Here is a 21,407-nt window from a genome sequence, read left to right as displayed (position 1 = left end):
GTTAAACTGACGGGCATGGGACAACGCACCGTGTTGATCTGCGGGGCGGGCATCGCAGGCCCGACCCTGGCATATTGGTTGGCGCGCCACGGGTTCCAGCCGACGGTCGTCGAACGCGCCCAGGCTTTGCGCTCCAGCGGCAGCCCGGTGGACGTGCACGGCGCGGCCACCGAGGTGGCCCGGCGGATGGGCGTCCTGCCACGCTTGCACGAGGCCGCCACGCACGCGCCGGGCTTGGTTTTCGTGACCGCATCCGGGCGTCGGGCCGGCCCGCTGCGGCTCGGCCGGCCCCGGGGCGATGACGTTGAGATACCCCGGGCCGACCTCGCGGCCATCCTTTGTGAGGCCGCGAACGATGATGTCGAGTTCCTGTTCGGGGACTCGATCACCGCCCTGCGGGCGGATGACGGCGGCGTCGACGTCACCTTTGAGCGGGCGGCCCCGCGTCGGTTCGACCTGGTCGTCGGCGCCGACGGACTGCACTCCACGGTGCGGGCCCTGGTGTTCGGCCCCGAAAACGGTTTCGTCCGCCATCTCGGCCTCTACATCGCCACGCTATCGCTCGGTCGCCCCGCTGCCGACCCCGGAACGGTGCTCATGTACAACCAGCCGGGCCTGTCGCTGACCATCCATCCGGTACGCGGAACCGCCGGGGCCGGCTTCATCTTCCGCGGCCCGCCCGGCCTGGACTATCGAGACACCCGGACCCAGCAACGGATCGTTCTCGACGCCTACACCGCGCACGACTGGCCCGTGCCCGAGCTGCCCGACCTGCCCGAGCAGGTGCGCACCGCCAAGGACCTGTATTTCGACTCCGTCAGCCAGGTCCGGCTGCCTGCCTGGTCCCGGGGGCGGGTGACGCTGCTGGGTGACGCCGCGTCCTGCGTATCGTTGTTCGGCGACGGGTCCAGCCTCGCCATGACCGGCGCCACCACCCTGGCCGACGCCATGGCCGCTACCCCTGAGGACCCCACCACGGCGCTGCGCGGATACGAAGCCCGCCACCGCAAGCTGGCCAGCTCGCGCCAGCGCGGCCATAATCTGGCCGCCGCGCTGCTCGTCCCCGCGACCCGCACGGGCCTCATTGCCCGCAACCTCACCGCCGGGCTGCTCCCGCGCTGAGGATCGCACCCCCAGTCGCGACCGTCATCTAGGGATACTGTCCTGTTCTGAATGGGACGTGGAGTGGGTGCGGCGGGTCATCTGGCGTGCCGCATCAGGTGTCAGCCGATAATGGGTCGTTCTTCGGGGAGTTGGTACAGGCGGGGCCGTGAGGACAGTGCGAGGGCGGAGGCGACGGTGATGGTCCCGATGCGCCCGGTGAACATGAGCGCCATGAGAACCCTGCGGCCGTATGGTTTTGTGAGACAGCTTGTTAGGAGTCCTTTCTCGCATGACCGAACGTAAGAAGTACACGCAGCAGTACAAGGATGATGCCGTCGAGCTGGTGATCTCCTCGGGCCGGCCGATCGCTCAGGTATGCGTCGATATCGGCGTCAACGAGGGAACGCTGGGGAACTGGGTGCGGACGTACCGGGCGGATCATCCGGAGCGGTTCAGCGGGGAGGAAAAGGCGCCGGTGTCCTGGGATGAGCACCAGAAGGCGTTGGCCGAGATCGCCAAGCTGAAGCAGGAGAACGATTTCCTGGGAAAAGTCAGCGCCTTCTTTGCAGCGAAGCAACGGTAGAGGATTTCTACGAGTTCATCGAAGCTCAGAAGGCGAACCATCCGATTGCCTGGTTGTGCCGTGCCCTGAAGGTTTCCCGGGCCTCGTTCTACCGGTGGCGCAACCCCAAGGGCCCGTCCCCTCGGGCGGTGCGTCACCAGAAGCTGGTCACCGAGGTCACTGACCTGTTCAAGAAGGAAGAAGGCCGGGCCGGCAGGGACCAACTGGCCCTGATGCTCAACGCGAAGGGCGTGGCAGTATCCGCGCCCACGGTCGGGGCCATCATGCGTGAGCACGGTCTGCGGGCCGCCCGGACCCGGGCCTGGAAGAAGACCACCGAGCAGGATCCGCAGGCGAAGACCGCGCACATCCGCAACCACATGCTCGACGAAAACGGTCAACGCGATTTCACGTCCACGGTGCCCGGGACCCGCTTGTGCGGGGACATCACGTACCTGCGCACCGGCGAGGGATGGCTGTACCTGGCCACCGTGATCGATCTGTGCACCGGCATGGTCATTGGCTGGTCGATGGCCGGACACATGCGCGCCAGCCTGTGCACGGATGCCCTGGCCATGGCCCGCGATCACGGCCGCCTCGCTGCCGACGGAGCAGTCTTTCACTCCGACAGAGGCTCGCAGTACACCTCGTCCGAATTCCAAAAATGGTGTGGCGGGAACGGCGTCACCCAGTCCATGGGCGAGGTCGGCGTGTGCCTCTTAACCGGCTAATCGGTTGTTTCGGAGCGGTTCTGCTGCGACACGCCGGCGGGGATGTCGCCCGTTTCGGTCGGGACGGAGCGGATACTTCTGTGTCATGGAGACCGGCAGGGATTTGCGGTTGGAACCCGGTGACGGGCAGTGGCGGCTGGCAGGAGCCGGCGCCGGTCGTTTCGGTCCGGTCAACGAGTATCTGGGATATCTGGGCGACCGGAACTACTCGCCGCGAACCGTACGGACCTACGGCTATGATCTGCTCGCTTTTTGCCGTTGGCTCAGGGAACAGGATATTGAGCTCTCGTCTGTTGGCACCGATGACCTGCTCAACTATTTATCGGCGTGCCGCCAGGCCCAGGTTCCCGGCAGACCAGGCCCTAACGTTGTCACCTTGCAGGGCCGGCGGCCGGACAGGTACGCGCCCACAACAATCAACCAACGCCTCGCCGCCATCTCAGGCCTCTACACGTTTCTGATCATGCGCAATCCGGAGCTGAAGAACCCGGTCCCGAGGGGCAAGGAGGCCCGCCGGCCGGCTGCCGGGGAACGCAACGGGTTGCTCGCCCACGTGGCAAAGCCGAAGCCAAGGTCCGTGTTGCGGCTCCGCGAACCACGCCGGCTCCCACGGGCCCTGAAGCGCAGCGAATCCGCGGACCTTCTGGCCAGCCTGCACTGCTGGCGGGACCGTGCCATTGCCGGGCTGATGCTCTTTTGCGGGCTGCGCTCGGCCGAGGTGCTTACCTTGCAGGTGGGCGATGTTGATATCGGCGGCCGCTGGCTGCTGGTCCAGGGCAAGGGCGCCAAGGAGCGCCGGGTTCCTCTCGATGTCGACGTCGCCGGGGTGATCCAGACCTATCTGCTGGCCGAACGGCCCGAAACCACAAGCCGTTACCTGTTCATCGTGGCCAAGGGACCGACCCGCGGCCAGCCACTGACGGCTGCCGGGTTGCGGACCATCTTCCGGTACCACCGTGAGGTATCCGGTGTTCAGGCCGGAAATCCACATGCCCTGCGCCATACTTTTGGCACCGCTCTGGCAGAGGCCGGCGTGGATCTTGCCGTGATGCAGGCCCTGCTCGGACACACCCATGTTGATACCACCGCCCGCTATATTCATCTGGCCCCCACCCATGTGAAAGCCGAATATGATGCTGCCCGCGCCCGTCAACATCAACGCGACTGATCCGCCGGCTGCACTGTTGGCCTCCTACGCCGCTCACCTTTCCCTGACCGGGCGGGGAAACACTGCTTACACCACCGCGGCCAAAACGTTCGTGGCCCGCTGGCCCCACGTCCAGGACTGGGCGCTGCGGCCGCTGCACCTGCAGCTGGCAGCGAACAACGCCACGAAACCGTTCGTGACCTTCCTGATGGTCAGCGGCCGCCTGCGGCCGGACTACGACTACCTGTTGGCCCGTAAATTCTCCAGCCTCTGGCGCGAAGTCATCGGCACCGGGCTCGAGACCGATTTGGCCCGGTTCAGGACTGCAGCCGGCGAACTGGGATTCAGCGACAGGGTCGCCTCGGCACTGGCCTCACAGGTCATTGGCCGCCTGCTCATCCATACCGGCCGGACCCTGGACACCCTCACGGATGCCGACGTCGACGAGCTTGAAAAGGCCTGCCACGAGCGCCAGGACCGCACCGGCCGCAGCGCGCGCTCCTACCGGGGCCTGATCCAAAGCACCCGGCAAATACTCTTCCATCAGGGAGTGCTGCCGGCACCGGCGACCCGGCCCAACCCCAGGCTGCCTTTCGATAAGCGTATGGCCGCTGTCCCGTCACCGCTCCATGAGGTGTTGGTCCGCTATTTGCAGCGCAAGTCAGTGACCTGCGTCCCCGCGACCGTCAGCGGTATCGCCACCCGGCTGGCCCATTTCGGCCGTGTGATCAGTGACCTGGACCCGGCCCTGACGGGACCGGACGGCCTGGAGCGCTGCCGCCATATCGAGCCATATCTGATCGCCCTGTCCCTGGCAGAGAACACCAAAAGCGGCGGAAGGCTCTCGATCGCCGAGCAGTCCCGAAGGGTAAACGCCGTGGCCAACTTCCTGACGGAGATCACGGAATGGGGCTGGCCCGATGCGCCAACCCGGCGGTTGCTCTTCCGCTCCGACATCCCGCGGCTGCCGCGGCCCCTACCGCGTTATCTGCCCCCGGATGCGGACCGCGCCCTGACCGCCGAGCTCATCCGCTCGCCAAACCGGCTCACCGCGGACGCACTGCTGCTCCAACGCGCCGCCGGGCTGCGGATCGGGGAACTGCTGGACCTTGAAATGGACTGCGTGCACGAGGTCCCCGGCCAAGGGTCCTGGCTCAAGGTCCCGCTGGGCAAACTCGCCACCGAGCGGATGGTCCCCCTTGACGATGATGCATTGGAAGTGCTGGACCGGATCAGCATCACCCGCTCACCGGGCAGGCCCATCCCACACCCAAGGACCGGACGGCCGGCGGATTTCCTCTTCACCCACCACGGCCACCGGCTGGGGCAAAACGCCCTCCGGACCGAACTGGCCCGTGCCGCCCAGGCAGCCGGACTCGGCCACATCACCACTCACCAGCTCCGCCACACCTATGCCACCGCCCTGATCAACGCAGGGGTCTCCCTCCAGGCACTGATGGCGCTGCTGGGGCACGTCTCCGCCGAGATGAGCCTGCGCTACGGCCGGCTTTTCGACAGCACGGTCAGAACCGAATACGAACGCGCCCTGGACATGGCCAAGGCCCGGATCGGCCCGTTGCCCACCGGACGCAGGACATTGCCTCTGGTCGATATCACCAACGGGGACTGGCGCGAGACCCCCATGATCAAAGCGCGCATGGCCGGCGGATACTGCCTGCGCGCACCCGCCCAGGAAGCGTGCCCCTACGCCAACATCTGCGAGCACTGCCCCAGCTACCGCACCGACAACACCCACCTGCCGGTACTCACCGCCCAACGCAACGACGCCGAAATACTCGCCCGCGACGCCGCAGCACGCGGCTGGAGCAGCGAAGCCCAACGGCACCAAAAACTCGTCGAACAGCTGGACATCCTCATCAGCGAAGCCCACACCGGATGAGCCAAAACACCTTCGTGGCCCGCGTCGAACAAGCCCTCGAGCAGAGAGTGGCAAACGGACAACCCGTGACGTTCACCGCCACCGCGGCAGCGACCGGGATTTCCCGGGCGACCCTCTACCGCACCCCGGAACTGCGGGCCCTGATCCAGGAATACCGGCTCCGTGGTGTTCAAGGACCAACGCTCTCCGGGCTGAGCATCGAGATCGCCCAGCTGCGCGCCAGCCTCGAAGCCGTAGCCGACCGCGCCCGGCAACACGAGGAACGCCTCCGCCGGCTCGAACGAGTCAACACCACGACCAAGACCAAAAAATAGCGACCAAAAAAGGACGACAGCGGACAATTCCAGACCCGGATTAGCCGGCTAGTGGGTATCCGGTTAGCTCAGGTAGACTGCGTAAATGTCGAGACCGGACTTTCCGAAGACGATTCTGGAGTTCCAGGCGAGATTCGGCGACGAGCAGGCTTGCCTGGGCTATCTGTTTGAGTGCCGCTGGCCGGATGGCTATTCGTGTCCCCGGTGCAAGGGGGAGTCCGCCTGGCCCGTGGCGGCGCGGGGGCTGTGGGAATGCGCCGCATGCCGTTACCAGGTTTCGCTGACAGCCGGTACCGTGCTCCACAAGACCCACACTGCACTGCATTTGTGGTTCTGGGCGGCCTACCTGATGACGACGGGAACTCCGGGGATCTCGGCCAGGCAGCTGCAGCGCCAGCTCGGACTCAGCCGCTACGAGACGGCCTGGACCATGCTCCACAAACTGCGCCGCGCCATGGTCAACCCCGAACGCACCCTGCTGACCGGCGAGGTAGAGGTGGACGAATGCGAAGTCGGCGGCCCGGAGGTGGGCCGGCGCGGCGGCAGAAATCTCACGGCCCGGGCCGCGCAGATAGTCGTGGCGGTGGAGGTGCGTGGTCAGGGCTCCGGACGCGTCCGGATGAAGGTGATCCCCAACGCGTCCGGCGACACGTTGGGCACTTTCGTGACAGACACTGTGGCTCCCGGCGCCATCGTGCACACCGACGGCTGGATGGGGTACGTCCCGTTGAGGAACAAAGGCTACGACCACCGCCCGCGATCCCAGCGGGCCGCCAAAAGAGCCGGCGACCCCGACCTTGTCCTTCCCCGCGTGCACCGCGCCATCAGCGGCGGTGTCATACCGTCGTAGCAACAACATTGGTTTGAGCGGTGGGAGTTGCTGGTGGTTCGCAGGGCGTTGGCGATGTCTGACAGGGCGGATATTGCGGTAGGCATCAAGGCGGGCTGGACGGACCGGCGGATCGGTGCGGATATTGGCCGTGATCACACGATCGTGTGGCGGGAGCGACGCCGCAATTCCACGAAGACGCGGGCATACCGGCCGGTCACGGCGGACGTGAACGCGGAGAAGCGGAGGTCGCGTCCGCAGACACGGAAGATCGATGGGAATCCGGTGCTGGAAGCCCGGATTCGCGCTGATTTGAAGAGGTCGAGAACGCCACGGCAGATCGCTGGGCGTTTGCAATTGGAAGCGTCAGAGCCCAGCGTTGAGATCATGACCAAATCCCCTGATGCCGACGGCGCTACCGTCTCCCACGAGGCCCTCTACAGGTGGATCTACGCCCTGCCTAAAGGCGAGCTGGCCAAGGCCGGGATACTGCTGCAATCCAAGCGCACGAAGCGGAAAAGCCGTAAGCCCCTGGGTGAGCGGACCGGCGGCCGGATCATCGGGATGGTCAGCATCGATGACCGGCCCGAGGAAGCGACCGACCGGCGTATTCCTGACGCGTGGGAGGGGGATCTCATCGTGGGTAAGGGCGGTAAATCCGCTGTGGCAACGCTCGTGGAACGATCGAGCCGGTTCGTGATCATGCTCGGCCTGCCCGAAGGTAAGAAGGCACACGGCCTGGCGGACGTTCTCATTGACCGGGTCCACGATCTGCCGGCCCTGATGCGTGGCTCCCTGACGTGGGACCAGGGTACCGAGATGGCCCGCCACGCCGCCTTGACCGTGGCAACGGATCTGCCCGTCTACTTCGCCCACCCGCATTCACCATGGGAGCGGCCAACGAATGAGAACACCAACGGGCTCATCCGCGAGTACCTCCCCAAGGGCACAGAGCTGACCAGTCACCAGCCCTACCTGGACTCCATCGCCGACGAACTCAACGACCGCCCACGAAAAGTTCTAGGCTTCTACACGCCACGGGAAGTATTCAACAAGCTACTCAACGACAACGTTGCTTAGACGAGTTGACACCGCCCATAGCTGCGGGGAACCCACCGCTCCGTGGGCAATGAACACCTGCAGGTGTACCTCGACGAGTTCACGTTCCGCTACAACCGGCGCAGCACACCCATGGCGGCCTTCCAATCCCTGCTCGGTCTCGGCGCACAGCAGGCGCCAGCCACCTATCGCCAAATCGTCGCCCACGGTCCGGGGTCGAAAAGCACAACCTGAGCTAACCGGATACCCACTAGCCGGCTAATGCTGGGACAATGCCGTGGCCGAAAATTTCTTCTCGCACCTGAAGACGGAGATGTACCACCACCACACCTTCGCCAGCAGGCTCGCGGCCAGGACCGCAGTCATGGACTACATCGAAGGCTGGTACAACCGCCGCAGGCCCAACCGCCGGGCCGGCGGCATACCACCGGCCAGAGCTCTCGCAAATCATCAGACCGCCGACCACGAACCCGTGGCCGCGTAACCCGAATCAACGACGAAACTGTCTCAAAAACTTGACGAACGCATGGTACCTTCACTATCTTCTGGGCTGGCCGGCTTGTGAGGGGCCGCACCGTCGTTTCTCTTCCCTATCGCTGCAATCGAGGCCATGGTACGTTCAGCGTGATCACGATGTCCTAACGCGGTCCCTCTCCAATCCGGCTCCTGACGCAACTTCAGAAAGCAGAGGCAACGATGCCAACAATAATGATCTTCCACGAGGTCGACGACGTTGAGCACTGGCTCAGCTCACCAAAACGGGAAGAACTCTTCGGGCCTCTGGGCATCACGGTTCGAACGTTCATCGACCCGGCGAAGACCCACCGTGTAGGCCTAATCGTCCAAGTCCCCGACATGGATACGTTCCAGCGAATGATGGAGTCCGAAGCTGCAGCCGATGCGATGAAGTCCGACGGCGTCCGCCCGGAAACAATCCTGACGCTCGTCGAGTCCTAGACACCACCGGGCCGCGTTTGAGGGGAGATAATCCGCCCCGAGTCCTCGAACTCGGCGCTGCGGACGTTCACGTTGCGCCGGAACCCGCTGGCCACCCACTGGCTCCTGGAAAACATCAGCGACGGGCTGCAGCTCCCGCACAACTACTTCACCCTCTGGATGGTCACCCCATCCAGGAATCTGGCCGGAGCCCGCCCCGTCGACCTACTCAAGACCGGCCCCGCTCCCCTGCTTCGCGGGCTGGAATCCTTCTTCATGCGCCCCAAAAGTAGCCCTCGAATCAACCGCCAAGGACCTCACCGTGGGTATCCCCGGGGAATCATGTCAAGATGCCCGCCTGGGCTGATTCGTGGAATCATTTGATTTTGCCCGGATGGCCGGCTGGGTTTTGGGGCCCTGTTTTACGGTGGTCAGGGTCAGCAGTTCAGCGCAGAACGCCTGCACCTGACGTTGAATAGCCGCTGGATTCAGGGGCCTGTTTTCCCTCGTCAACCGGGCCTTCACGCCCTGGCGGACAGTGCCCGTATCGGCCAGGATGCGCTGGTACGGGGTCGCCGGCAGGTCGTACTTCTTGCTGATCTTCGCGCCGGTCCTGACTTTCTTGACGAGTTTTTGCTGGGGCCCGAAGTGGTTGCCCAGCTGCCCCTGCAACGCCCAGATATGGTTCAGCAGCTCCAGCTCTGCCGCCGTGTCGTAGCGGTGGTAGCCGACGGTTTGACGGACAACATGCCAGTTCTTCTGCTCCACGTGCGCTCCGTCGTTTTTGTTCCCTGACCGGGACCGGGTGAACGTCAGTTTCTCCTGTTCGCACCAGCGCAGCAGCTCCCAGTTGATGAACTCGCTCCCGTTGTCCGAATCGATCCCCAGGACCGGAAACGGGAACGCCGCGGTGGCTTCCTTGATGGCGGCGAACACCCACTTCTGCGCCTTGTTCTTCACGGGCCTCGTTTCGGTCCACCCCGTGCAGATGTCGGTGATCGTCAAGGTGAAACAGAACTCTCCCTTGCTGTTTCCGCCCTCGTGGCCGACCAGATCAATCTCCACAAACCCGGGCACCGCGTCATCCCACTCCGCCCAGGTCCGCATCGGGATCGAGTCCTTCAGCAGCGTTCCGGGCTTGGTATGGGACCGCCCCCGCGGATCCAGTTTGACCCGGTCCGCCGCCAGCCGGCGGTCGATGGTCGCCGGGGCGATCTTCAGCAGCAGCGCCGCCGTCCCGTCGTCGATCTGCAGCTCCTTGAGCCGGCGCAACCGCGGCACCAGGTCCGGCAGCGCCGCCGCCAGCAGCCACCCGCAGGGGGTCCCCTGGACGGCCCAGATGAACCGCAGGGCCTCGATCACCGGCTCCCCGTAGAGCGGAGGCCGTGGTGCCCGGGGTGTGACCTGCTTGAGGACCAGGGCCCGCCTCAGCGCCTTGCGCGTGTGGTCGCGGTGCCAGTGCGTCAGGGCGCACAGCTCGTCCAGGATGGTTTTCTTGGCGGCCCGGTCCGCGCGGGCATACCGGAGGGCGGTGGTCTTCGTGACGGCTCTGCGCTGGCTCATCGAAAGCTCCATGGCTCACAGTGCCGGTCCGGCGGGCGCCGTCCCGGCAGACGCGCCGCTACGCGGGCATTGTCAAATGATTCTTCGATAGCAGCTACGCGGGCATCTTTGATGAGTCAATGCGGTATCTGTCATTCTCTGATCGCCAGGGGTACGCTGAGCGTGATCCGATTCCAGGTACCTGGCGCTCCGGCCGTGGCCTGCGCAGGAAGGCAGTATCGATGGAGATGAACCTCAGGGACAACTGGCACAGGCTCAGTGCCGCCACGCGGCAATGGCTTAGCGATAACCCCGGTTGCCTGATCCTGCCGCGGACACTGGTCGCCACCATCTGTGAGGAAACCGGCCTGAGCCCCGACTGCGACCGGCACGGCGAAACCACCCTCTCCCAGGAGGACCGCGACTTTATCCAGGCCCAGGCCAATCCGGCCCCGCCAACCGGGCCGGAGCATCGTTTCTTCGACGCAAACCAGCCTTGAGCAGCGCGTCCGGCCCGATACCGTCCCGGCTTCGGTGCGCTGCGTGCCGCACGGTCACCGCAGGCAAAGGCCCCAGGTGAGCCTCACCCGGCGGCGCCGGGCACCCGGCGGCGCCGGGCACCCGGTCCAATGCCCCGCGTCGCCCGGATGGGCCGGACCCTGAATCGCAGCCGGACCGGACCCGGCGTTCTGCAGTTCTCTACGGTGGGACCGGGGAACTGGACGGGGAGAAGATCCTGGTCCGCACCGACAGCGCCGGCGCGTCCCGGAAGTTCCTCTGGTACCTGCATTCGCGGGGCGTGCAGTTCTCCGCCTCGTACCCGGTGCCGGTCGGCAAGGCCCACATGATCGACTGGATCAACGACAAGAAATACTGGCAGCCGGCCCTGGACCAGGACGGGGTCGAACGCGACAACGCCTGGGTCATCAACGCCACGCAGGTGATCCCGCTCGATGACTACCCGCCGGGGACGAAGATCTTCCTGCGCGCCGAACCGCTGCACCCCGGCGCGACACCGACCCTGCTCGACATCGACGGTCACCGTGTAACAGCGTTTCTGACGAACTCCCCGCGCTGGCACGGACCTTTTCTGGATGCCCGGCACCGGGCCCGCGGCCGGGCCGAGAACCGCATCAAAACCCTAAAGAACACCGGGCTCGGAAAGCTCCCCTTCTTCGATTTCGCCGCCAACCAGGCCTGGGCCAACCTCGCGGTCCTGGCCGCGAACCTGGTCTCCTGGCTCCAGCTCACCGCCCTGCCCGACGGCCAAAAAGCACGGGGCTGGGACATCAAACGCTGGCGCTACAGGCTCTTCGCCACCGCCGGGAAAATCATCACCCGCGCCCGCCGGAACCACCTGCTGCTGCCCGCCGCCGCGCCGGAGCAACCCCTGATCAGCGCCCTGCTCGAAGCCATTGAACGGATCGCCGCAGCCGCGAACCGCCCCGCGGTCCTCCTGCGGGCCTGACACCGCACCCCCCCCCGTCAACCAACGAGCAGGAAAGAAGAACACCAACGGGAACAGTGGAAGCCCGCGCACAGCCCGGCGCCCCCGGGTCCATCAGCCACACCCGAAATCCGATTCAGCCCGCCGGGACGGCAAAACCCGCACCCAACGCCCCGACCGCCGTCCGATGAAAAATCCGGGTTAGCCCGGACACGCTAAGTTATGCCCTGACCTATGGCGGAACGCTTGTCCTGGCGCTGCTGATGTTCATCGGCCAACTGACCGCGGTAGGGATCCTATTGGTTCTTGCCGGCATTACCTGGCTGGCGGCGTACCCGACCCAGGCAATCGCGCGATCGTTCAGCCGACCTGATGTTACGCGTCGCAGTGTTTGGCGGTGTGGGCGTCTTGGCCGGTGACGATGCTGGTTTTTGCTGTGGGGTCTTGATTTCGTGTCGTCGGCGGCGTCAGGCTGACGATGACCGGATTAGACGAACGGCCCGGCGGGAGGTTTCGAAGGTTCACGCCGGGCCGTTCTGACGCGTAAGGCCGCGCTGATGCTCACGGTAAATCATGATGGTGTCTCTGTCGAGTCGGACCTGGCCGGTGGGCGTCTGGTCTGCCCTGGTTGCGAGGGGGTGCTGCGTCCGTGGGGCTGGGCGCGGGAACGACTGATCCGCCACGGCGCCGGGGTGCGACGGTCCCTGGTGCGCCATCGTCCGCGCCGTGGACGCTGCAGCGGATGCGCGGCCACGCATGTGCTGCTCGGTATCGGGCTGGCGGCCCGGCGTGCCGATTCGGCCGTGGTGATCGCTGCCGCCGTCGAGGCCAAGGCGGCCGGCGGGGCAGGGCACCGGCCGATCGCGGCGTGGCTGGGCCGGCCGGTGTCCACGGTCCGCGGCTGGCTGCGCGCCTTCGCCGCTTCCGCCGGTGCTATCGCCGAAGAATTCACCGCCCTGGCCCACCGTGATGGCGCGGACGCGGCCGGGCTCTGGCCTGCCCCGGCGCCGGCACCGGCCGGCCGGGCACTGGCCGCGGTAACGGCGTATGCGGGTATGCTTGCTGCCCGGTTCGGCGTCGCCACCCTGGCGTGGCAATCGGCCGGGCTCACCGTTGCGGGTCCGTTCTTCTTCAGCGCCGGCCGATGGCAGGGTCGGGGCCAACACGGGTTGGCCCTTATGCCCGGTAACCGGGACGGCAAGGGTGGGAAAAGCGCCGACTGATCCTGCCGGGGCCACCGTTTCCTGACCTCTTGAAAAGGACAATGACCCATGACGGAATCCGAACCGCAGCGCGGACCCCTGGCGCGCAAGGACCGGGCGGAAAAGACCGCTTTGTTCCGCTACCAGCTCATCCGCGATGCCGCGGACAAATCCCTGACCTCCCGCCAGCGCGGGCCCATGGTCCGCGCCCTGGCCGCCGCAGAGCACACCGGCCCTTCCGGGCAGAGCGTGCGCTACTCCCGGGAGACCCTGGACCGGTGGATCAGTGCTTGGCAGCGCGAGGGATTCGACGGGCTCAAGCCGCGGGAAAGGGCCGCCGGCCCCGTGACCCCGGTGACCGTCCTGTCCCTGGCAGCGACGCTGAAGCTGGAGCGCCCGCACCGCACCGCGGCGCAGGTGCGGCGGATCATGGCCGAGACCCTCGGCGACGCCCCGTCCGAGTCGACGCTGCTGCGCCACTTCCGCACCCTGGAGATCCCCACCGGCACGCACGCGCAGGCCACCGGCCGGTTCGAAGCGGCCCGGCCGAACGAGATCTGGGTCGGCGACGGGCTCCACGGGCCCCGGATCGGCGGCCGGAAGACCTACCTGTTCGCGTTCCTGGACGACCATTCACGCCTGGTCACCGCCGCGCGCTGGGCGTTCGCCGAAGACGCCGTCAGGCTCTCGGCCGCGCTGCGGCCGGCCCTGCAGACCCACGGAATCCCCGACGCAGCCTACGTCGACAACGGCTCTGCCTTTGTCGACGCGTCCCTGGCCAGGATCTGCGCGAGACTGGGCATCAAGCTGATCCATTCCCGGCCCTACCGGCCCCAGGGCCGCGGCAAGATCGAGCGCTTCTTCAATACGGTGACGTCCCAGTTCCTGTCCGAGATCACAGTGCTCGACGCCCCGGTCCAGACGACCGTCCCGGGCACCGGACCGGCCGGGGAGGATCCTGCCGGGACCGCGGTCGCCAGTCTGGAGGAGCTGAACGCCTTGTTCACGTCCTGGGTGCAGATGGTCTACCACCGCACTGTTCACTCCACCACCGCGATGACGCCGCTGGCGCGCTGGGACGCGGGCTGGGAAAACCGGCGCCCGGACCGCCGGGATCCCGACGTGATCGCCGAAGCGTTCCGCTGGTCCGCGACCCGGAAGGTCACCAAGACCGCGACGGTGTCCCTGCAGGGCAACACCTACCAGGTCGACCCGGGCCTGGCCGGCACCCGCGTCGAGCTGGTCTATGACCCGTTCGACCTGGCCGGGCCCGTCGCGGTCACCGCCGCCGGCGGTGTCCCGGCCGGGGAAGCGGTCCTGCTGGACATCCGCCGGCATGTCCACCCCAAGGCCGTCAACGCCTCCAAAGACGCCGACGCCGGAGCGAGGAACGCCGCCTCCGGGATCGATTACCTGCGCCTGGTCCAGACCCGCCACAAAACCGCGATGACCGGCGCCCCGATCAGCTTCGAGAAGATGGCCACCGGCGCCGGCGCGACCGGAACCAATGGAGGAACCCCATGAGCATCGAGAACCTGCAAACGCACTACGGCTTTACCCGCATGCCCTTCGGCCGCTCCATCCCGGTCCAGGCCCTGCACCCCCACCCCGGGCACCGTGAGGCCATCGCCCGGATCCAGTGGTGCATCAGTCAGCGCCAGATGGGGGTCATCACCGGGGAAGTCGGTGCCGGCAAGACCGTCGCCGTCCGCGCCGCACTGGCCCAACTCGAGGCCTCCCGGCACCAGATGATCTATATCGCGGACCCCACGATCGGCATGCGCGGCATCCAGTCCCAGATCGTCACCGCCCTGGGCGAACGAAGCTGCAGGAAAAAGCACCGAGCGACATGGTCGGAATCCAGCGCGCTCCCCGGGGCGCTTTCCACGGGGGTCAGCAAACCCTCATCATCGGCGGCATGCCCCTGGACGAAGCCGCGAATTTGCCCCGGGATCCGCAGGCGCTCCTAGACGTCATCCATGAGCGGACAAAAGGCGCCGGCAAGTCCCCGGAGATAAAGGCCCTGGGTACCATCACGGCTGCCCTGCGCACCGGAGTTATCCCCGCCGACCTGCGCGCTGCCTTCTACAAGGCAGCCGCGCTTATCCCCGGAGTCACCGTCGTGGATAAGCAGGCAACAGTCGACGGAAGGACAGGCATCGCCATCGGCATCCCGTCCCCGGATGGAGGATCCCGGCAAGAAACCATCATCGATCCGACCACCGGACTGATGATCGGGGAACGGAACGTCCTGCTGAAGGACTATCCGGGCTTCCCCGCCGGAACAGTCACGACCTGGACCTCCGTACGGACGTCCGTGGTGAACACCGCTCCCTAAGCTCCTGACGACCAGGGTGGCCGCGCTACGCGGCCACCCCTTGGTCAACACTCGCAGGGTCATCGTTCAACCACAGTTGCAACGGCCGGTCACCATTGGGGGTTACCGGCCGTCTCTTGACTGCTCTAACTCCACGGGAAACCGCCACTATGAACTGCCATTTAACCGCCATTCTCGGCTAACAGTCACAGGGGTCAGCTCCGCATAATCCTCGTCCACCTCTTTCGGCCCCCTTACTTTGACTTCATACACGGACCCCAGCGCATGGCCCTTGTAGGGGTGGCTTGTGAAAAAGTGAAATATCCGACGCTAGGGTTTTGCCGTGCGTCGTAGCGGCTCCGACCCCCGCCCCCGCCCCCGGTAGGTTGTAGCGCTGTACGGGACGGGAATCAATCGTCAGGGGTGCAGGCCCCAGTTGCGCGCACAGCCCTGAACGGTACGTTCGGCACCGGCGCTCGGAGTGCGGCATCATGCCGCGTTTCATGGAAACCATCGAAGGATCAGAGGCGCATTCATAACATCGAATGGCGGCGCCCCGGAAGTTCAGTGAAAGCGGGCTGAATGCATTTTGACTGCGCATGATTGTTCTGTCTTACCCGACTTGAACCGGGTGGGGCCGAGTTTAGGCGGGTGGGTCAACTGTAGGGAGACGGAATGAATGCCGGTGTCTCACTACAGCTGACCCAGATAGCTCAATCCTGTCTTGGTTAGCGGGCGGAGGTAGCTGATTTCTGGTGCTTGTCCCAGGCGGCGTAGCTGCCGTCGAGTTCGACGACATCGAAGCCGGCCCGGCGCAGGGCGCTGGCCGCGACGGAGTTGCGGACGCCGCTCTGGCAGTAGGTGACTATGGTTCCTTCGGCCGGGAGCTGGTCCAGGTTCCAAATGACGTTGCCGCCGCTGAGCTGGGTGGAGCCGGGGATGTGGCCGGCTGTGTGCTCTGTGCGGTTGCGGACATCGAGCACCATGGCGGCGTTGAAGTCTGCCAGTTCGGCGGGCTGGATCAGCCTCGGGGTGAACGAGGGCAGGCCTTCGAGACTGGTGACGTAGCCCGCGACGTTATCGATGCCGACGCGGACCAGGTGGTCCCACGTGTCCTGCGCGGCGGCCTGGGTAGGGGCCAGCAGGACGAGGGGGTTCTTGTCGGTTTCCGGGTTCACGACCCAGGCGCCGTAGCTGGCAACGGACTTGCCGGCCGGGATGTTCAGGGAGCCGGTGACGGTGCCTTCGTGGACTTCGACATTGGGCCGGGTGTCGATGAAGGTGACTTTGTCCTGGGCGAGGTCCTGGGCGACGGCGGCGGTGTCCAGTTCCTGCAGCGGGGTCCGTTCGCCCATGACGGCGGGACCTTCACGGTTTTCGCGCTTCATCCGGCCGAAGTAGGCGTGCGCGTCCGGCTGGCCCTCAAGGAGCTCGTTGATGAAGCTTTCCTCGTCGTTGGCGGCCAGGTAGGGGCCCCACCAGGCGTAGAGCCGTTCGTAGCCGACGGTGGAGGAGGGAATGGCACCCAGGGCCTTGCCGCAGGCGCTGCCGGCGCCGTGGGCCGGGTGGACCTGGACGTGGTCCGGCAGGGTCAGGAACTTCTCCCGCAGGCTGGCGAACAGCTGCTTGGCGCCCTTGAAGCGGGTGTCGGTGCCGCCGGCTGCCTCATCGAGCAGGTCCGGGCGGCCCAGGTCGCCGGAGAAGACGAAGTCACCGGAGAGCATGTAGCCGGGCTGGTCACTGAATGCGCCGTCGGTGACCAGGAAGGACAGGTGCTCGGGGGTGTGGCCGGGGGTGTGCAGGGCCTGGATGGTGATGTTGCCGATGGTGATCTTGTCACCGTCGTAGAGCCTTTCACCGTCGAATTCGTACTGCCAGTCCGGCCCGCCCTCACCGGAGACGTAGATCTTCGCGCCGGTCGCGGCCGCGAGTTCCCGGGTGCCGGAGAGGTAGTCGGCGTGGATGTGGGTCTCGGTGACGGCCACGATCTTCATGCCGTTCTTCTCAGCCAGATCCTGGTAAACCGCGATGTCCCGTCGGCCATCAACCACGACGGCGGTACCGTTGGCCTGGCAACCGATCAGGTAGCTGGCCTGGGCGAGGTCTTCATCGTAAATGCGCTCAATAAGCATGGGTCCTCCTGGTAAAAGTATGGGGACGGTTTGTGGTGCGGTTCTTCGGCTGCTGTCCGGGGCGCGGATGCGGCCGGGGTCAGCTTTGCTGTTGGGCGGCTTCGGCGCGCAGGGCGTCCACGTCCAGGTTTTTCACGGCGTCGATGACCTGCTCCAGGCCTGCGGCGTTGAGCGCCCCGGGCTGGGAGAAGACCAGGGTCTTGTCCTTGAAGGCCATCAGGGTCGGGATGGAGGTGATGTTCGCGCCGGCAGCCAGAGCCTGTTCGGCTTCGGTGTCGACCTTGGCGAAGGTTATCTCCGGGTGCTTCCCGGCGGCGGCACTGTAGGTCGGGGCGAACAAGCGGCACGGGCCGCACCAGCCGGCCCAGCCGGCCCAGAAATCAACGAACACAATCTCGTTGCTCTCCAGGGTTTCAGCGAAGGTCTTTTCGGTGATGTCGATGGTTGCCATGACTAAATTATATACCCCCCAGGGTATCCGGTAAAGCTGGTTAGGTTGCGGTCCTCCACAAGGGAGGGGCGGTAGGTGGCGGGAAGGCCGGCGCGGGTCCAGGCGGTCATGCCGCCGGCCATGGTGTCGGCGGTGTAGCCGGCGGCGTTGAGGGCGTCGGCTACGGTGGTGCTGCGGTTGCCGCTGCGGCAGACGGCGATGACGGGAACTGCCGGGTCCAGTTCGGACAGGCGGGCCTGCAACTGGCCCATGGGGATGTGCAGGGCGCCGGGGATCATGCCGTCGGCGACTTCGAAGTTTTCGCGGACGTCAAGGATCCGGGCTGTGGTGCGGCGCTGGTTGGTTTCGGTGACGGTGATTTCTGCCATTGTTTTCTCCTTCTGCGGGGTGTTGGTGTTTCGTTACTGTTCAGCGGACGGGTTCGCCGGCCTGGCGCCAGGCGCCCATGCCGCCGCGCAGTGAGTAGGCCTGGTAGTCCTGGGCGGCGAGGAGCCGTGCGGCGGAGGCCGAGCGGATGCCGGAGGCGCACATTGCGACGACGGGCCGGGTTGTCCGGATTCCGGTTGTGCTGGTCTGCAGCCGGTCCAGGGGGACGTGCTTGGCCTGGGGTGCCCGTCCTGACCGCCATTCGGCGGCGGTGCGGACATCGATCAGGGTGGCACCGGAGGAGATGAGTTCCTTCGCTTCAGCCACGGAAACGGTTTTGTAGGGTTTGCTGAATGCCTTTTTCAGGGAGTTGATCAGTCCCATGGGGTTCTCCTGAGGTAATAGTGGGCGTGTTAGGCGGTGAGCGTGCCGGCGGTGACCCAGGCCGCGACGGCGAAAATGAGGACCGCGAACGAGACGCGGACGTGCTGGTCCTTGAGGTGGCGGGCAAACCTGGCTGCGATGACCGATCCGAGGATGGCAGGGACCGCGAAGGCCGCCGTGGTGGCCCAGTTGATGCTGAATCCGGCGGCGTGGGCGCTGAAGCCCGCGGCCGAGTTGATGACGATGATCGCCAGTGACGTTCCGACGGCCTGTTTCATGCGCAGGCCCAGGAAGATCGTCAGGGCCGGGGTGATCAGGAAGCCGCCGCCCACGCCCAGCAGACCGGTCAGGAACCCGACGAGCAGTCCCACCCCCACGGCCTTGGGGGCGCAGGAACGGAAAGCCCGCGCGGGTCCGGTGCTGCAGAAGCCCTCGGTTTCGGTAGTGCCGGTGAGCATCCGGATTCCGGCGATCACCATGATGGCGGCGAACGCCAGCATGAGGATGCCCGGGTCCAGCAGCCTGCCCACCGCTGCGCCGGCCCAGGCGGCCGGGATGCCGGCCGCGCCGACCAGGAGCACCACGGGCCAGTTCAGGCCCTCCCGCACCCGGGGCAGCAGCGCAGCGAGGGAGGACAGGCCCACCACGATCAGCGAGGTGGGGATGGCCTCGGCCGGGCTCATGCCCACCCCGTAGACCAGGGCCGGGACGGCGATGATCGACCCGCCGCCCCCGACCACGCCCAGCACGGTCCCTACGAGGAGCCCCAGTGCCAGGGCCGGGATCATGCCGCTTGGGTCTCTTCGGACGCGCCGCCGCGGACGGGAAGCTGCAGGATGGCCGTTTCGCGGGTGGGCTCCTTGGCTGCCTTGTTCCACGGCATCACCGAGAGGGCCTTGCCCATCGCGCAGGTATTGGTCGCCGCGGAGAACGTCAGGCCGGTGCCGATGGCCCCGGCGAGCAGCCGGACCTTCGGGGAAACGAACCTGCCACCGGCCAGACCAAGGACAACGAGGGATCCGGCTGCCAGGCGGACCTGGCGTTCGAGGTCCCAGCGTCCCTGGCCCCGGATGACGTCGCCGCCGGCGGCGGCGAAACCAGGGGCGCCGCCGGTGAGCACGTATGCGGTGTCGATGCCCGCGGTGGCCAGGCGCTGGCGGGCCTGTTCGGCACGCACACCGGACTGGCAGACCAGGACCACCCGGTTGCCCAGGCGGGCGGCGAGCTCTTCGGTGTGCTCCGAGAGCAGCGGCAGCGGCACGTTGTAGGAACCGCGGATATGCATCGACTCAAACTCGGCAGCGGACCGGACATCAATCACCATGAGGTCCTGGTACTCCCGGAACCAGTCCCGCAGGGTCGCCGGTGCCAGGGACGTCACGGCCAGTGAGGAAGGCGAAGCGGAAGTGGAAGGGGGTGTCATGAAGGTCCTCTCAAAAAATGTGAACAGCGCGATACCCTACCGAGTATCACAGATACCCCCGGGGGTAGTCAAACACCCCCCAGGGTATCTGCTTGTGTAGAAACTTCCCCGGAATTGGAGATCCCCATGCAACTCGACACCACTGAGCTGACCCCGGTCGTGAACCGGCTCAAGCGCGCCCAGGGCCAGCTCGCCGCCGTCACCCGCATGCTGGAGGAGGGGCGGGACTGCAAGGACATCGTCACCCAGCTCGCCGCCGTCTCGAAGGCACTGGACCGGGCAGGCTTCGCGATCATCGCCAGCGGCCTGGAGCAGTGCATCAGCCGCGAAGACACCAGCCTGGACAAGAAGGACTTGGAAAAGCTTTTTCTCTCCCTCGCCTGACCCTGCGCCGGCACCAGATCGGCCAACCGAGCATCAGAAGTTCCGCAGGGGCTGCACACCGTCGCCGTCCCTCTGGGACGGGACGAAGCAGTTCATCGCACCCCCGGGGCCCTCAGTGAACAGGGCTTCGGCATCCTCGCGGAAGCGTCCGTACCACTTTCGAGGCCAGGCTCGGAGCCGATGCTGCAGAGACCGTCGGCGACTACGTGATCCTTGGCGCCGGCAACCCCGCTCTGGCCAGCCGCGTCTCCGCCGCCGAACCTGAGCTCGGTGCGCGGCTTGCGTGCAAAGCCGCTGTCCGCCGCGGCATGATGGGGGCAAGACCGCCCTCGCTGCCGTGATCGCCGCCTACGAACGGACATCGATCGCACGAGCTGGCGGAACCGGTACGGCGATACCCCCGAGGGTAAATCAGCATACCCCAGTGGGTATATGATTGGCGTCATGAGCAACCCCTATTACATATCGAAAGAGCGGTTCATCGCAGCCTCAGCCGATGACATCTTCGACCTGCTGGCCCGCCCCGACATGCACTCGGTGATTGACGGATCAGACACCGTGCGAGGACCACAAGCCGGCGCGGCCGAGCGACTGAGCCTGGGCGCACGCTTCGGCATGGGCATGAACATGGTCGTTGGCTACAAGGTGGTCAACGTCGTCTGTGAATTCGAGGAGGGTCGCCGGATCGCTTGGGAGAATGCCGATAAGAACATCTGGCGCTATCTCCTGAAGGCTGTCGACGGCGGCACCGTGGTGACGGAGGAATGGGATGCCCGAAAGAGCCCCCGGCGGTTCTTCATGCGTCTCATGCGATTCCCGGCCCGCAATGCGGCCGGCATCGAGCGCACCCTGGCCAACCTCGAGACCCAGATGACCACGTCGGTATAGTCCGAAAGAGCGCAGGGCCAATCATCATCCCGGACAGCACCGAGGGCTGCAACCGAAAACCGTGATGGTATTGATCCCGTTCTCCCGCAGCCAGGCTTCGAAGTCGGTGCCGGCGAAGACGCTGGCATAGTTCTTGACAATGTGCTTCCAGGAATCCTCGCGGCGGGAGGAAATCTCCGGGTGCAGCTTCCATCCCTCGGGGCCCTCGGCGAATACCGGCGCCCCGGCAGGGTATTCATCATCTGGGCTGCGGCATTAGAAGGCAGGCCCGGGCCCGGACCGGCGACGG

The 21,407-nt window shown here is 65.9% G+C and carries 22 protein-coding genes and 6 pseudogenes; 20 read left to right on the top strand and 8 right to left on the bottom strand.

The annotated features are described in order from the left end of the window. The first annotated feature begins 15 nt into the window (after positions 1-15). The 11 genes and pseudogenes from ACVWZ8_RS09005 (at position 16) to ACVWZ8_RS08955 (ending at position 8,603) form a co-directional block, all read left to right on the top strand. Entirely contained in the window at positions 16-1,122 is a 1,107-nt protein-coding gene (locus ACVWZ8_RS09005) for an FAD-dependent monooxygenase (protein WP_456504431.1), read from the top strand. A gap of 271 nt (positions 1,123-1,393) precedes the next feature. Beyond that, a complete protein-coding gene (locus tag ACVWZ8_RS09000) occupies positions 1,394-1,687 on the top strand; it encodes a transposase (RefSeq protein WP_456504430.1) in 294 nt (97 codons plus the stop codon). Between the two features lie 17 nt (positions 1,688-1,704). Then, on the top strand, positions 1,705-2,397 hold the full coding sequence (locus ACVWZ8_RS08995) for an IS3 family transposase (protein ID WP_456505924.1): 693 nt from the start codon (positions 1,705-1,707) through the stop codon (positions 2,395-2,397). Positions 2,398-2,482: 85 nt separating this feature from the next. After that, a complete protein-coding gene (locus tag ACVWZ8_RS08990) occupies positions 2,483-3,565 on the top strand; it encodes a tyrosine-type recombinase/integrase (protein ID WP_456504429.1) in 1,083 nt (360 codons plus the stop codon). After that, positions 3,528-5,444 (top strand): tyrosine-type recombinase/integrase, encoded by a 1,917-nt coding sequence (locus ACVWZ8_RS08985; protein WP_456504428.1) that lies wholly within the window; start codon positions 3,528-3,530, stop codon positions 5,442-5,444. Before ACVWZ8_RS08990 ends, ACVWZ8_RS08985 begins: the two co-directional genes overlap by 38 nt. Next, on the top strand, positions 5,441-5,758 hold the full coding sequence (locus ACVWZ8_RS08980; protein ID WP_456504427.1) for a hypothetical protein: 318 nt from the start codon (positions 5,441-5,443) through the stop codon (positions 5,756-5,758). The genes ACVWZ8_RS08985 and ACVWZ8_RS08980 overlap by 4 nt, the downstream gene beginning before the upstream one ends. Positions 5,759-5,843: 85 nt before the next feature. Beyond that, positions 5,844-6,587 (top strand): annotated as a pseudogene (locus tag ACVWZ8_RS08975) (IS1595 family transposase); the annotation flags it as partial. A 54-nt stretch (positions 6,588-6,641) separates the two neighbouring features. Next, positions 6,642-7,667: an IS30 family transposase gene (locus tag ACVWZ8_RS08970; RefSeq protein ID WP_456504426.1), complete on the top strand. Its 1,026-nt coding sequence runs from the start codon at positions 6,642-6,644 to the stop codon at positions 7,665-7,667. Positions 7,668-7,688: 21 nt separating this feature from the next. After that, a pseudogene (locus tag ACVWZ8_RS08965) lies at positions 7,689-7,880 on the top strand (IS1595 family transposase); the annotation flags it as partial. 40 nt (positions 7,881-7,920) lie between these two features. After that, positions 7,921-8,130 (top strand): annotated as a pseudogene (locus tag ACVWZ8_RS08960) (IS3 family transposase); the annotation flags it as partial. A gap of 212 nt (positions 8,131-8,342) precedes the next feature. Beyond that, positions 8,343-8,603 (top strand): hypothetical protein, encoded by a 261-nt coding sequence (locus tag ACVWZ8_RS08955; protein ID WP_456504425.1) that lies wholly within the window; start codon positions 8,343-8,345, stop codon positions 8,601-8,603. A 324-nt stretch (positions 8,604-8,927) separates the two neighbouring features. Here ACVWZ8_RS08955 and ACVWZ8_RS08950 read toward each other — a convergent pair whose 3' ends face one another. Further along, positions 8,928-10,145: a DDE-type integrase/transposase/recombinase gene (locus tag ACVWZ8_RS08950; protein ID WP_456504424.1), complete on the bottom strand. Its 1,218-nt coding sequence runs from the start codon at positions 10,143-10,145 to the stop codon at positions 8,928-8,930. Positions 10,146-10,366: 221 nt separating this feature from the next. Between ACVWZ8_RS08950 and ACVWZ8_RS08945 the strand changes: the two genes are divergently transcribed. From ACVWZ8_RS08945 to ACVWZ8_RS08920, 6 genes and pseudogenes are all read left to right on the top strand, one after another. Then, positions 10,367-10,624 carry a hypothetical protein gene (locus tag ACVWZ8_RS08945; RefSeq protein ID WP_456504423.1) on the top strand — a complete coding sequence of 86 codons (258 nt, stop codon included), beginning with the start codon at positions 10,367-10,369 and terminating at the stop codon, positions 10,622-10,624. A gap of 200 nt (positions 10,625-10,824) precedes the next feature. Further along, positions 10,825-11,592 (top strand): annotated as a pseudogene (locus ACVWZ8_RS08940) (transposase); the annotation flags it as partial. Between the two features lie 737 nt (positions 11,593-12,329). Next, the gene (locus tag ACVWZ8_RS08935; protein ID WP_456504422.1) at positions 12,330-12,794 is read left to right on the top strand and encodes a hypothetical protein; all 465 of its coding nucleotides are present in this window, start codon (positions 12,330-12,332) and stop codon (positions 12,792-12,794) included. A 48-nt stretch (positions 12,795-12,842) separates the two neighbouring features. Then, positions 12,843-14,297 (top strand): DDE-type integrase/transposase/recombinase, encoded by a 1,455-nt coding sequence (locus ACVWZ8_RS08930; RefSeq protein WP_456504421.1) that lies wholly within the window; start codon positions 12,843-12,845, stop codon positions 14,295-14,297. Continuing rightward, positions 14,294-14,743: an AAA family ATPase gene (locus tag ACVWZ8_RS08925; RefSeq protein WP_456504420.1), complete on the top strand. Its 450-nt coding sequence runs from the start codon at positions 14,294-14,296 to the stop codon at positions 14,741-14,743. Before ACVWZ8_RS08930 ends, ACVWZ8_RS08925 begins: the two co-directional genes overlap by 4 nt. Then, positions 14,692-15,111, top strand: coding sequence for a hypothetical protein (locus ACVWZ8_RS08920; RefSeq protein ID WP_456504419.1), 420 nt, complete (start codon positions 14,692-14,694; stop codon positions 15,109-15,111). Before ACVWZ8_RS08925 ends, ACVWZ8_RS08920 begins: the two co-directional genes overlap by 52 nt. 707 nt (positions 15,112-15,818) lie before the next feature. On the opposite strand, the gene ACVWZ8_RS08915 is transcribed toward ACVWZ8_RS08920, so the two are convergent. The 6 genes from ACVWZ8_RS08915 to ACVWZ8_RS08890 form a co-directional block, all read right to left on the bottom strand. Beyond that, the gene (locus tag ACVWZ8_RS08915) at positions 15,819-17,222 is read right to left on the bottom strand and encodes an MBL fold metallo-hydrolase (protein ID WP_456504418.1); all 1,404 of its coding nucleotides are present in this window, start codon (positions 17,220-17,222) and stop codon (positions 15,819-15,821) included. Between the two features lie 79 nt (positions 17,223-17,301). After that, positions 17,302-17,673 (bottom strand): thioredoxin family protein, encoded by a 372-nt coding sequence (locus ACVWZ8_RS08910; RefSeq protein WP_456504417.1) that lies wholly within the window; start codon positions 17,671-17,673, stop codon positions 17,302-17,304. A 2-nt stretch (positions 17,674-17,675) separates the two neighbouring features. Beyond that, positions 17,676-18,041: a rhodanese-like domain-containing protein gene (locus ACVWZ8_RS08905; protein WP_456504416.1), complete on the bottom strand. Its 366-nt coding sequence runs from the start codon at positions 18,039-18,041 to the stop codon at positions 17,676-17,678. 40 nt (positions 18,042-18,081) lie between these two features. After that, positions 18,082-18,423 carry a rhodanese-like domain-containing protein gene (locus ACVWZ8_RS08900; protein WP_456504415.1) on the bottom strand — a complete coding sequence of 114 codons (342 nt, stop codon included), beginning with the start codon at positions 18,421-18,423 and terminating at the stop codon, positions 18,082-18,084. A gap of 29 nt (positions 18,424-18,452) precedes the next feature. Continuing rightward, positions 18,453-19,211 (bottom strand): sulfite exporter TauE/SafE family protein, encoded by a 759-nt coding sequence (locus ACVWZ8_RS08895; protein WP_456504414.1) that lies wholly within the window; start codon positions 19,209-19,211, stop codon positions 18,453-18,455. Beyond that, positions 19,208-19,846 carry a rhodanese-like domain-containing protein gene (locus ACVWZ8_RS08890; RefSeq protein WP_456504413.1) on the bottom strand — a complete coding sequence of 213 codons (639 nt, stop codon included), beginning with the start codon at positions 19,844-19,846 and terminating at the stop codon, positions 19,208-19,210. Before ACVWZ8_RS08890 ends, ACVWZ8_RS08895 begins: the two co-directional genes overlap by 4 nt. Before the next feature lie 126 nt (positions 19,847-19,972). On the opposite strand from ACVWZ8_RS08890, the gene ACVWZ8_RS08885 reads away from it, so the two are divergent. From ACVWZ8_RS08885 to ACVWZ8_RS08875, 3 genes and pseudogenes are all read left to right on the top strand, one after another. Then, entirely contained in the window at positions 19,973-20,230 is a 258-nt protein-coding gene (locus ACVWZ8_RS08885) for a metal-sensitive transcriptional regulator (protein WP_456504412.1), read from the top strand. Between the two features lie 51 nt (positions 20,231-20,281). Next, positions 20,282-20,535 (top strand): annotated as a pseudogene (locus ACVWZ8_RS08880) (DUF302 domain-containing protein); the annotation flags it as partial. A gap of 139 nt (positions 20,536-20,674) precedes the next feature. After that, positions 20,675-21,118 carry an SRPBCC family protein gene (locus ACVWZ8_RS08875; RefSeq protein ID WP_456504411.1) on the top strand — a complete coding sequence of 148 codons (444 nt, stop codon included), beginning with the start codon at positions 20,675-20,677 and terminating at the stop codon, positions 21,116-21,118. 24 nt (positions 21,119-21,142) lie between these two features. Here ACVWZ8_RS08875 and ACVWZ8_RS08870 read toward each other — a convergent pair. After that, positions 21,143-21,331, bottom strand: a pseudogene (locus tag ACVWZ8_RS08870) (isochorismatase family protein); the annotation flags it as partial. Positions 21,332-21,407 lie beyond the last annotated feature (76 nt).

The organism is Arthrobacter sp. UYCu723, assembly GCF_054059215.1.
The sequence above is the reverse complement of the archived record's forward strand: the minus strand, read 5'-3'. Positions and strand labels throughout refer to the sequence as shown.